The sequence below is a fragment of the Mesorhizobium sp. M7A.F.Ca.US.005.03.2.1 genome (assembly GCF_003997795.1).
In the GTDB taxonomy this organism is placed as follows: Bacteria; Pseudomonadota; Alphaproteobacteria; order Rhizobiales; family Rhizobiaceae; genus Mesorhizobium; species Mesorhizobium ciceri.
Genome location: NZ_RZRP01000105.1, coordinates 1 through 11559 on the forward strand (window position 1 = coordinate 1; position 11559 = coordinate 11559).

Annotated in this window: 12 protein-coding genes and 1 pseudogene; 5 read left to right on the forward strand and 8 right to left on the reverse strand. The window is 61.8% G+C overall.

Annotated elements, in window-relative coordinates; genetic code table 11:
• The 3 genes from EN991_RS08645 to EN991_RS08655 form a co-directional block, all read right to left on the reverse strand.
• The coding region (locus tag EN991_RS08645; protein ID WP_127368582.1) for an NAD-dependent epimerase/dehydratase family protein at positions 1-583 on the reverse strand (583 nt) is incomplete at its 3' end.
• Positions 583-1857, reverse strand: coding sequence for a nucleotide sugar dehydrogenase (locus tag EN991_RS08650; RefSeq protein WP_127368583.1), 1275 nt, complete (start codon positions 1855-1857; stop codon positions 583-585). The genes EN991_RS08645 and EN991_RS08650, both read right to left, overlap by 1 nt.
• A 43-nt stretch (positions 1858-1900) precedes the next feature.
• Entirely contained in the window at positions 1901-3253 is a 1353-nt protein-coding gene (locus tag EN991_RS08655; RefSeq protein WP_245460924.1) for a sugar transferase, read from the reverse strand.
• Between the two features lie 473 nt (positions 3254-3726).
• Here EN991_RS08655 and EN991_RS41650 point away from each other — a divergent pair.
• Together EN991_RS41650 and EN991_RS08660 are read left to right on the forward strand one after the other, a co-directional pair.
• Positions 3727-3780, forward strand: a pseudogene (locus EN991_RS41650) (Fic family protein); the annotation flags it as partial.
• Between the two features lie 6 nt (positions 3781-3786).
• Positions 3787-4299, forward strand: coding sequence for a hypothetical protein (locus EN991_RS08660; RefSeq protein ID WP_245460925.1), 513 nt, complete (start codon positions 3787-3789; stop codon positions 4297-4299).
• A 92-nt stretch (positions 4300-4391) separates the two neighbouring features.
• On the opposite strand, the gene EN991_RS08665 is transcribed toward EN991_RS08660, so the two are convergent.
• Entirely contained in the window at positions 4392-4982 is a 591-nt protein-coding gene (locus EN991_RS08665; RefSeq protein WP_027164125.1) for a biotin transporter BioY, read from the reverse strand.
• A gap of 117 nt (positions 4983-5099) precedes the next feature.
• On the opposite strand from EN991_RS08665, the gene EN991_RS08670 reads away from it, so the two are divergent.
• A complete protein-coding gene (locus EN991_RS08670; RefSeq protein ID WP_127368584.1) occupies positions 5100-6008 on the forward strand; it encodes an MBL fold metallo-hydrolase in 909 nt (302 codons plus the stop codon).
• A 31-nt stretch (positions 6009-6039) separates the two neighbouring features.
• Here the strand turns inward: EN991_RS08670 and EN991_RS08675 are convergent, their stop codons facing one another.
• Together EN991_RS08675 and EN991_RS08680 are read right to left on the reverse strand one after the other, a co-directional pair.
• Positions 6040-6825, reverse strand: a complete 786-nt coding sequence (locus EN991_RS08675) for a DUF1499 domain-containing protein (protein ID WP_024503644.1) — start codon at positions 6823-6825, stop codon at positions 6040-6042.
• A gap of 80 nt (positions 6826-6905) precedes the next feature.
• A complete protein-coding gene (locus tag EN991_RS08680) occupies positions 6906-8534 on the reverse strand; it encodes a fatty-acid--CoA ligase (protein ID WP_127368585.1) in 1629 nt (542 codons plus the stop codon).
• Between the two features lie 182 nt (positions 8535-8716).
• Here EN991_RS08680 and EN991_RS08685 point away from each other — a divergent pair, with 182 nt between their 5' ends.
• Both EN991_RS08685 and EN991_RS08690 read left to right on the forward strand, forming a co-directional pair.
• Complete coding sequence (locus EN991_RS08685; RefSeq protein ID WP_013532740.1) at positions 8717-9073, forward strand: hypothetical protein; 357 nt, start codon at positions 8717-8719, stop codon at positions 9071-9073.
• 147 nt (positions 9074-9220) lie between these two features.
• On the forward strand, positions 9221-9610 hold the full coding sequence (locus EN991_RS08690; RefSeq protein ID WP_013532741.1) for a DUF427 domain-containing protein: 390 nt from the start codon (positions 9221-9223) through the stop codon (positions 9608-9610).
• Positions 9611-9649: 39 nt separating this feature from the next.
• Here EN991_RS08690 and EN991_RS08695 read toward each other — a convergent pair whose 3' ends face one another.
• The gene (locus EN991_RS08695) at positions 9650-10390 is read right to left on the reverse strand and encodes a polysaccharide deacetylase family protein (protein WP_127368586.1); all 741 of its coding nucleotides are present in this window, start codon (positions 10388-10390) and stop codon (positions 9650-9652) included.
• 167 nt (positions 10391-10557) lie between these two features.
• The coding region (locus tag EN991_RS08700; protein WP_164768928.1) for a glycosyltransferase family 9 protein at positions 10558-11559 on the reverse strand (1002 nt) is incomplete at its 5' end.

Sequence of the window (11559 nt, forward strand, 5' to 3'; positions counted from 1 at the left end):
CCGGGCGCCCCCAGGGGCCATAGACGGTGAAGAAGCGAAGCCCGGTCGTCGGCAGCCCGAACAGATGGCTGTAGCTGTGCGCCATCAGCTCGTTGGCGCGCTTGGTCGCGGCGTAGAACTGCAGCGGGTGGTCGGCCGGACGATGCTCGGAAAACGGCATGTCGGTGTTGGCGCCGTAGACACTCGAGGTGCTGGCATAGGTCAGGTGCGCGACGGCGCTGTTGCGGCAGGCCTCCAGCATGTTGGTGTAGGCGATGATGTTGCTTTCGACATAGGCATGCGGATTTTCCAGGCTGTAGCGAACCCCGGCCTGGGCGGCGAGATGGATCACCCGGTCGAATGCGTGGTCGGCAAAGCAGGCGTCGACCACGCTCTTGTCGGCGAGATTGCCGCGGATGAAATGGTATCCGGCATTGGTCTTGCGGCTCGCTTCGTCCAGGAGCCGCAGTCTCGCCTCCTTGATTTCCGGATCGTAGTAGTCGTTGACGTTGTCGATGCCGACGACCTCGTCACCGCGCTCCAGCAGCCGCTTGGCTACGTGATACCCTATGAAGCCGGCCGCGCCGGTGACCAGAACCTTCATCAGAAGCGCCCATCCGTGACATGCCTGGGAAACAGACCCTTGATGTCGTAAATGACGCCGGGGGTCTTGCAAAGAGCCTGCAGGCCGTCGACGCCCAGAGCGCGGAACTGCCTGTGGCCGACGGCCACGATAACGCCGTCATAGCGCTGGTCGGGAATGTCCTTCATGCTCGCTACGCCGAAGGCACGCGCGCATTCCTGCGCGTCGACCCAGGGGTCCCATATGTCGATGCCGGCATTGTATTCCTTCAGTTGGGCAACGATATCGGCGACCTTGGAATTCCTCAGGTCCGGACAATTTTCCTTGAAGGCCGCGCCCATCACCAGAATCCGGCTGCCAACGACAGGTATTCCCTTGCGCATCATCAGGCGGGCCGTCTGATCCGCCGCATGCTGACCCATGCCGTCATTGATACGGCGGCCGGCAAGAATCACCTCCGGATGATAGCCGAGTTCCTGGGCCTTGTGGGTGAGATAGTAGGGATCGACGCCGATGCAGTGGCCGCCGACCAGACCAGGCGTGAAGCGAAGGAAATTCCATTTGGTGCCGGCGGCTTCCAGCACTTCGGAGGTGTCGATGCCGAGCTTGCCGAAGATAAGCGACAGCTCGTTCATCAGCGCGATGTTGAGGTCGCGCTGAGTGTTCTCGATGACCTTGGCCGCTTCGGCGACCGCAATGCTCGAGGTACGGTGTGTGCCTGCCGGCACGATCGAGGCATAGAGCGCATCGATACCTTTGGCCGCTTCCGGCGTCGAGCCGCTGGTGACCTTGACGATCGTTTGCAACCGATGCTCCCGGTCGCCCGGGTTGATGCGCTCGGGACTGTAGCCGAGGAAGAACCCCTCATTGTAGCGCAGGCCCGAATGTTTCTCGATCAGCGGAGCGCACACCTCTTCCGTGCAGCCGGGGTAGACCGTTGATTCGAAGATCACCACCGCGCCTGGCGAGATGACCTCACCGACCAAAGTCGAGGCCATGATCAGCGGTTTCAGATCCGGACGGTTGGCCCTGTCGATCGGCGTCGGAACCGTAACGATGAAAATCCCGCAATCGCGCAGATCAGCCTTGTCGGTGGTGAATGTCAGCCGCGACGCAGCACTGATCTCATCGCTGCTGGCTTCCAGCGTATGGTCGTCGCCACGCTTCAGCGCGTCCACCCTCGGCTGGTTGATGTCGAAGCCGACGACATCCCTGGTGACGCCGAAGGCGACCGCCAGCGGCAGACCGACATAGCCAAGCCCGATGATTGCTATTTTCCTGGAGGCGAGATCCATCTGCTTCCTGCGCTTGCTATTCCAGAGCCATACTTCGCATTGGTCATCTCGCACCAAAGCCGGTAAGCATCGTTTTCATTGTCTTGAGAGTTATCAAAACATCCAGCCAAGGCGAAAAGTTCTTTATGTAATAGAAATCATAGTGCAATTTTTCCATAACGTCATCGACAGCAGCCACATGCCCCTGATTTACTTGTGCCCACCCGCTTATGCCTGGCCTGACGATATGTCTGTAGCGATAGAATGGCAGCTCAGCCTCGTACCACTGTGACAGCACGACAGCTTCCGGTCGCGGTCCGATCCAACTCATTTCGCCACGCAGGATGTTGATGACCTGCGGCAGTTCGTCGATCCTGGATTTTCGCAGAAAACGCCCGACTCGGGTGATGCGATCATCGTCGTGCCTGGTGATCGCCCTCTCCTTGTCGCTGCCGGCGCCAGAGTGCTGGCGCATCGAGCGAAACTTGTAGACCGTGCAGATCTTGCCCCGGTAGCCCATGCGTTGCTGGCGAAACAGCGCGGGACCATCGGAATCCAGCCGGATCAGCAGCGCAATCAACGCCAGAACGGGGGAAAGAACGATAGTCAAGACAAGTGCCGAGACCCAGTCGACCGCCTGCTTGATCTTGAGGTAGGCCTGGTTCGGATTGAGCGAACCAAGCGTGTTTTCCGACAGGTGCTCGATCTCGACCCGACCGGTCAGCGACTCGCTGACCTGCTTGACGTGGTATACGGGCGTTCCCGAAAGGGCCCGATCCGCGATGTATCGTTCCCACTCCGCGCCAAGATCGGCACGCAGATCAACGACCACGCCGCTGGCTCTTTCGATTATCGTACTGGTCGACTTGATCCAAAACCAATGCACACCCGGTAATGTCTTGAGGCGCTCGACATCTCCGCCGGGAATCACGACGAGCCGGTACGGATCGAGACGCCGCGTCAACAGGCTCAGGCCGAAATACCAGAGCGTGGACTGCGTGAAACTGGCGGCGGCCTGAAACCGGCTGTACTCGAACCGAAAAAAGAAGATGGTCAGGAAAACAGCCCCGTAGGACAGGGCAAATGTCGGCAAGATGTAACTTGCCGCGGCCACGCCCGGGAAATTTCCGATGCGGCGATAAGATAAGAAGCCCACAAGGTGAGCGATGACCGCAGCGGCTACTGTTACCTGAAGATTGGCCGAATAGATAAATTCAGGATTGAAGACAATCCGGATAATCGCCGGCGCAAAAATCGCGAATGTCAGTCCGCCAAGCAGTTGAAACCGAATCCTGAACAGGAAGTGCCGGCTTCCGACGATAGTCGACGCTGCGACATTCAATGTCTTCCCCCCTTCCCCAAGGCTGCCGTGTCGGCGACAGACCAGCGCGATAGTGGATCTGACCTGCTCGCGCACAAAAACGAATCGGACGTCTCGCCCCCCGGCGATTCGATACAGTCGGAGACCAAGAGCTACGACAGCGCGGCTGCTCCAGCAAGCATCTATTTCTCGGATCAACAGTGCGGGAACTTTTGATCAACAGCATTGCTTGATGCGATTGAAAAGATACCGTCTGCAACGCACCGACGCCGAACGATAGGGCCAATAATGCGATGTAATTTCCAGCACCGCTTCGGCGATCAACCCCTTGGCAAGTCGCCTGGGAGCCGAGACAGATCGATCTAGAGAGCGGAGATATTGCGTTCCGAAGCAGCTGTATGTTGGTGTCGTCGGGACGGCAACCTAGTCAGATGCGTATGGCCGGCGGAAGCCGGCACGGTACCGATCATCGGCCAAAAGATCGGCCAAATATCCTGGAAAATTCGAAATATATCTTTATACGTATTTAGCAGAAGCCAAGATCGGCCAGACATGGAAGAAACCGTTTCAACTACATTCACCCGTTCCCCGACGGCAATGGCCGCGTCAGCCGTTTGATGAGCCACGCCATGGCCCTTGAGGCTGGGATCGCCGCGCACGGGCTGTGGTCGATCTCACGCGGTCTAGCGCGCGGCGTGAAAAGCCGCACGGACTACAAGCGCATGATGGATCATGCCGATATGCCCCGCCAGGGTGATCTCGACGGACGGGGCAACCTCTCCGAGCGCGCACTCGGCGACTTTACGCTATGGTTCATGCAGGTGTGCATCGATCAGGTGAACTTAATGACCGGCTTGTTCGATCTCGACACGCTCGCGAAGCGGCTGCGTCGCTACGTCGAGCGCAGTGGCCTCAAACCCGAAGCCGCCCGCCTCCTGGAGGAAGCGCTAATGCGCGGCGAATTTGAACGCGGCGAAGCGTCTCGCATTAGCGGACTGCCCGAACGCACGGCGCGTCGCGTGTTCAATGAGGTGATCGCGCTCGGTCTGTTGGCGTCGGAAACACCCAAAGGTCCGGTGTCGCTACGCTTTCCGGCCGACGCATTGGATTCACTGTTTCCGAAGCTGTTTCCAGAAACCTAAGTGTGATTACTTGGCAGACGCCACGCTGAAATCCGCCAATCACCCCATGCCAGCCAAGGCTTGATTGCTCAAGCCGCTGGTCTGCTCGGGCTTCAGCCGCGCTTGAGCAGCGTCCAGACGGCCGGCACCAGGCTTGCCGCGAGAGCCACCTTGATCAGGTCGCCGACGATGAACGGCACGACGCCGAACTGCCACGACTTTTCCGGACCGATGAGCAGCGCCAGCCAGGCAAAGCCCATCGCCATCATGACGACTTCGCCAACCAGCATGGCGTTGAAAAGCTTGATCGGGTGGCGGTCCCAGCCGCGATCCGCCGCCCAGCCGACAATGGCCGCCATGACCACGAAGCCGGCGAGATAGCCGCCGGTCGAGCCGAGCATGTAGGCAATGCCGAGACCCTTTTCAGGCGTGCTCTGGAAGACGGGGAAGCCCATGGCGCCCTCGGCCATGTAGAGCAGCAGGGTGGCGACGCCGAGACGCATGCCGAAGGCGGCGGCAATCAGCAGCACGGCCAGCGTCTGCATCGAAATGTCGACCGGCCCGAGCATCACCTTGGTCTTGGCCGACAGTGTCAGCACAAGCGTTCCGGCGATGGCCAGGAAAAGCTGCGTTGCCAGCCGCGCCGCGCCGCTTTGCGGCAGAGCCAGAGAAACAAGCGGACGCATCGTAGTTGCAATTGCCATGGTATTTCCCCAATCCGACTGCCGCTACCAGATGTTCGCGGCCTCATATCCTCCTATATTGGCTTGCGTGTTATGCGGCAATCGGTTTTGCCGTTTCCCGAAACAAGGCACCGATGCATGGCACTGAAGTTCGATACCGGCTTCGACCCCCTCTATGGCCAGGGGGTGAGCGTCGCCCCCGATGTCCAGCGCATCACGGCCCGCAATCCAAGCCCCTTCACCTTTCACGGCACCAACAGCTACATTGTTGGCCGCGATACGCTGGCGGTGATCGATCCGGGGCCGGATGACGAGGCGCATCTGCGGACCCTGCTCGAGGTGATCGCAGGCCGGCCGGTCAGCCATATCTTCGTCAGCCATACGCATCGCGACCACTCCCCGCTGGCGGCCCGGCTGAAAGAGCGCACCGGCGCCATCGTGCTGGCCGAGGGGCCGCACCGGCCGGCAAGAGCCCTGCATATCGGCGAGACCAATGCGCTCGACGCCAGTGCAGACATGGCTTTCGTTCCCGACATCGCCCTTTCCGACGGCGAGGCGGTCGATGGCGACGGCTGGTCGATCAGGACGGTTCTGACCCCGGGCCACACCGCCAATCATGCGGCATTCGCGCTGGAAGGAACCGGCATCCTGTTTTCGGCCGATCATGTCATGGCCTGGGCAACCTCCATCGTCGCCCCGCCGGATGGAGCGATGGCCGATTACATGGCCTCGCTGGACCGGCTGATCGACCGCGAAGACCGCTTGCTGCTGCCCGGACATGGCGGGCCGGTGACGGCACCGCGCGCTTTCATGCGCGGGCTGAAGACGCACCGCAAGATGCGCGAGCGCGCCATCCTGGAGCGGGTCCGGGCCGGCGACCGGACGATCGTGGACATGGTCAAGGCGATCTACAGGGATACCGATCCGCGGCTGCATGGCGCCGCCGGATTGTCGGTGCTTGCCCATCTCGAGGATCTGACGGCGCGCGGTCTGGTTGTGACCGATGCCGCACCGGCCATCGACGGCATTTTCACGCCGGCCGGATAGGCAATGCAGCCCACTGCCAAGTGCCCGTGCCTCACTCGGCCGGCGCGGCGCCAACCTGACCGGCGACTTCCTGGTCGAGCTCGGCAAGGAAATCGACAATGCGCGCGGCATTGTCGCCAAGGTCGTAGCGACCGTAGCGGGACGCCGACCGCATGTCGACGATGACCGTATCGCCATCGTCCGTCACGCGGATCGCCACATCGGCGGGAAGGCCGATCACGAAGCCCTTGGCGACGGCGGTGATGGTCACCTCGCTTTGCCCGGCGAGATCAGGATAGGGTTCCGATAGATCCCAGTCGCGCCGGTCGAGTACAGTTTCGACGGCATTGACGACAGTCTCGAACGGCAGGTCGTAGCTGCGTGCGCTGACCAGCGGATAGCTATCGGTCTGCAGCCGCTGTTCCCCAGGCGTCGACGGCGCAAGCACGTTCATATCCTTCGTGCGGTCGCTCACGTCGAGCGCCGGCGGTTCGTCGAAATCCGTCGAGATATCCCTGAGCGGCGGATAGATCGTCGCCCAGTAGGCGGCGACGCCGTAGGGTGCGAGCACCAGCAGCGCCAGCAGCGCGCCGACCGTCAGGTCGCGACCGCCGCGGTCGCCGAAATTCCAGAGCCGCGAAAAGGCAAATCCGGCAAACAACAGCGCCATCGCCGCCAGCAGCGCGACAATGCCGAGCACCCACAGAAAGACAGGTGTTTCGACGAGATCGAAGCGATGGCCGACAAAGACCGTCAGCAGCAGCACCAACGAAAAAGCGGCCGTGCGCCGCGACCATCCGGCTGCCCTCGACGTTTGCCGTTCAGGAATACTTGCCATCGATTGCCGTACCACCCCAACCCGAACGGAGACTTAGAACCTTTTTGCGATGCCATGAAGCCGAAACATGCGACATCGCGTCAATCCGTCGGCAGGCGATAATCCTTGAACTGCTGGCGCAAGGTGATCTTCTGGATCTTGCCGGTGGCGGTGTGCGGAATTTCACCGACGAAGGCGACATCGTCCGGCATCCACCATTTGGCCACCTTGCCGTCCATGAAGTCGAGAATATCGGCCTTGCTCGGTTCCTTGCCCGGTTTGCGGACGACGACCAGCAGCGGCCGTTCGCCCCATTTCGAATGGTGGACGCCGATGGCTGCCGCCTCGGCGACATCGGGATGGCCGACAGCCAGGTTCTCGAGGTCGATGGTCGAAATCCATTCGCCGCCGGACTTGATGACGTCCTTGGCGCGATCGGTGATCTGCATATAGCCGCCCGCGTCGATGTGGGCGACGTCGCCGGTATCGAACCAGCCATCCCCGTCGAACTGCTCCACGCCGGCGCCGCCATAATAGGCACGGGCAACGGCCGGCCCACGCACTTTCAGGCGGCCAAATGTCTTGCCGTCCCAGGGTTGCGCATTGTTGTCGTCGTCGGTCACCTTCATTTCGACGCCGAACGGCGGATAGCCCTGTTTCTGCTGGACATCGAGCCGGGCTTCGCCCTCAAGACCAGCATAGTCCGGCTTCAGGGTGCACAGCGTGCCGAGCGGCGACATTTCGGTCATGCCCCAGGCATGGATGACCTGGACATCGTAGTTCTGCTGAAACTTCGTCATGATCGCGCGCGGGCAGGACGAGCCGCCGATGACGACCTTATTGAGATAGGGAAGCTTCTTGCCGGTCTCCTCCAGGTGCTGCAGCAGCATCATCCAGACGGTCGGCACGGCCGCACTGAAGGTCACCTTCTCGGTGTCGAGCAGTTCATAGATCGAGGCGCCGTCCATCTTGCAACCGGGCATGACCAGCTTGGCGCCGATCATCGGCCCGCTCTGGCCAAGGCCCCAGGCATTGGCGTGAAACATCGGCACGACAGGCAGGATCGTGTCGCGCGACGACAACCCCATGGCGTCGGGCATGGCGGCGATCATGGCGTGCAGCACGTTCGAACGGTGGCTGTAGACGACGCCCTTGGGATCGCCCGTGGTCCCGGAGGTGTAACACATGCCTGCGGCGGTGCTTTCGTCGAAGGTCTTCCAGGCGAAGTCGCCATCCGCCTCCTCAAGCCAGTCTTCATAGGCGACCACATTGGGCAACGTCGTCTGCGGCATGTGTGCCTTGTCGGTCAGCACGATCACCTGTTTCAGCGACTTGACGGCGCCGGCGATCTTCTCGAGCAGCGGCACGAAAGTTAGGTCGACGAAGACTGCCTTGTCCTCGGCATGGTTCATGATCCAGACGATCTGCTCGGGAAACAGCCGCGGATTGAGCGTGTGGTAGATGGCGCCGATGCCCATGATGCCGTACCAGGCCTCGATGTGGCGGGCGGTGTTCCAGGCCAGCGTCGCGATGCGGTCGCCCAACCCATAGCCGTCGCGTTCCAGCCGCTGGGCGACCTTCAGGGCGCGACGATGGATGTCGGCGTAGGTGGTGCGCACGATCGGCCCTTCGATCGAGCGTGACACGATCTCGCGCACGCCATGCTGCCGCTCGGCATTGTCGATGAGCTTATGGCAAAGCAGCGGCCATTCCTGCATCAGTCCCAGCATTCGGTCCTCCCTCACGCTTTTGCGTTGTGCTTTTTGTCCCATTGTGGAGCGAACCGACGGATTGTCCAGCCGCCAATACGGCCGAGCACTGCATTGGGAACAACCGCCACAATCCGGCCATCGTCGGCGTTAAGCTTCGTTAACGGGCAAAGGGGTGCGATTGGCGACTGAAAGAGGTTCGCATGGACGCGCAGCTCGACGACAAGGCTCTCGAGAGTACGCTTGCCGAAAGTCTGGCCGATCTGGTGCCGGACACAAAGACTGTTTCCGAAGATGAATTTGTTGAAGTTGTCGGCGGCGCGCTGGAAGCGGTCGGCGGCACGTTGCTGTTCAAGATGTGCGTCCAGAACCAGGGCGAGGACCAGCACGTCGCAGCCGCGTCAGTCGGCGATGGCGGAAACCGCCAGTTCCTGCTGCTCACCTTGCCGACCGGCGGTGGTTCCCTGAAGGTCGAGACCGTATCGAGAAGCAGCAACCCGGTCGCCGGTATTGCTGCCGCCTATGCCGGTCTCATGGACGTGTTCAAGGCCGCTGCCTGACAGCTGACGACAAGTATCGAGGATATTCGGAGGCGCGATCCGGCAGTGCCGGCCTGGGCAGGTGTTTGCGTGTTGCATGGCGACGGCAGGCCTTGAACAATGCGTTTGCGCGACACATCTCAAAGTCGACGCAAGGAGAGCCGCCGCATGGATCAGATCGCCAACCCCGCACCCGGTTTCCAACGCAACCCGGACAAAATCATCACCATCGAGCCCTATGCCGGCACCGTTACCGTGCGCGCCGGAGACGTGGTCATCGCTTCAACAGCGAAGGCCAAGGTGCTGACCGAAGCTCCCTATCCGGCGGCCTTCTACATTCCGTTCGCCGACATCGATTTCGGCAAGCTTGGCCGCACCGACCACTCGACCCATTGCCCCTACAAGGGCGATGCAAGCTATTGGAGCGTGCTGCCTGCCGGCGAGACCGGCCAGAACGCCATGTGGGCCTATGAACGGCCTTTCGACGAGATGGCTGAAATCGGCAACCACGGCGCATTCTACGCCAGCAAGGTCACGATCGAAGCCAAACCGGACTGAGCCAACGCCGAAGGCATCGGGATACGCTCGGCTGGCCACTCACTCCGTGGTGCCGTTATTGCCCATGCCCTCGGCATCGTCGAGCCGCACAAAGGTCAAGCCCTTGGCCTTGAGCGCCAGCAGCCCCTGCACCACGCCTTCGCCGGCCGCATGGGTCGGCTGGTTGATATGCGAGATAATGACGTCGCCGTCCTTGGCCGCCGCGATGCGCCGCGCGGTTTCCTTGGCGCCGAGCAAGGAGCCGCCGTCGCCGTTTATCGAGAATCCCGCGACCTTGAAGCCAAGCTTGCGGATCATGGCGATTGCCGACGGGCTGTATTCGGCGGTTGCGCCACGAAACCATTTCGGCGCCGGCTCGCCGGTCCCGGCAAGAGCGGCGGCCCCCGATTCGACCTCGGCCAGCCCCGCATCCGGGCTGCCGGCGCTGCGGATGCCGTAGATTTTCCGCGGCGTGTCGACCGCCGGGATGTGGTGGCCGCCGTGATTTTCCAGTTCGAACAGATCGGGATGCGCCCGCATGATCTCGACGGCGGCGGCGTTTCGCTTCAGCCAGATGCCGGTCACGAAAATGGTGGCGGGGATCTTGTTGTCCACCAGCGCCGAAAGGATCCGGCTGTCGGTCTGTCCGCCGCAGGCATCGAGCGTGAGTGCCACACGGCCGGCGCCGCTCGCCTGCGGCCTGATGTGCAGCGTCGGCTCGACGAGCGGCGCGGCATGGCCGGCGGATGCCATCGCCAACGACATGGCGATCATGCAGAGATTTTTTTGCAGCAGGCGCATCAAACCGATTTCCTGACCCGTCATTTCAAGCAGGCATCCCAAAGACCCGCATGAAGGCGGAAATCAGGATGATGCATAGCAGAAAAGCGCTCCACGCGACAATGTGACCGTTCCTGCGGCGAACGTGTCTTCTACCGCGTCGAGAGTCGTGCATGCGATGCATGATCTCAGATGACGCGTTCCAGCTGCATTTCGGTGCGCGAAAGAACCTCGCGCACCGCCTCGACCACCGGCTTGACCTCCAGGCCCCAGACGCAGCATGCCTTGCTGGGATCCGGCGCGCGGCAAAGGTCCTCTGCCATGCAGGCGCAAGGCATCGGCGGCTGGAGCGAGATGCTGGGCACGCCGACGGGACCCCAGCGCGACGGCTCCGTCAGACCGAACAGCCCGACAACCGGGGTCCCAGTGGCTGCCGCCATGTGCATCGGGCCGCTCTCATTGCCGAGAAACAGCCGGGCCTGTTTCAGCACCGCCAGCAGGCTTTCAAGCGACAGGTCACCGACGAGATTGACGACCGGCGGCGCGGTCCTGGCGACGATGCGTTCGGCGATCTCGCGCTCGTCCGGGCCGCCCACCAGCACGACGTCCAGGCCGGTCTCGCCGGCAATCTCGACGATCGCTGCTGCAAACCGCTCCGGCTGCCAACGTCGCCCCTCGAAGCTTGCACCCGCATGCACGGCGATGAAGGCATTTGGCCGCAGATGGTGCTTATCCAGCAGCGCCAATGCTTTCGCCGTCTCCAACGGCAGCGGCTGAAGGTTCGGAATCACCGTGCGAAGTTCAATGCCGAGCGCTTCGAGCGGCGAGAGGTAGCGGTACAGGAAATGCTGGCCATCAAAGCCGTAGGGCTTGGCAAGGACGTTGGCGGGCTGCCGCTCCAGCATACGCAAGGGTCTTTCGGAGGGATTGTATCCGACACGGGTCTTTGCGTTGACGAGCCCGGTGAGGATGCGCGACGTCTTCGAATCGGTCAGGTCGATGGTCAGGTCGAAGCGGAAGCGGCGCAACGCCCGCACCATGGCGTAGAGCTCCTTCCCGCGCTCCAAGGGCGTGCCGCGCATGCGGTCGCGCCTGAATGCGACCACCTCGGAAGCGATACCATGGGCGATCACGAAGCTCTCGAAGCGGGCCTCGCACAGAAAGACGATGCTGGCGCCGGGGAATTCGAG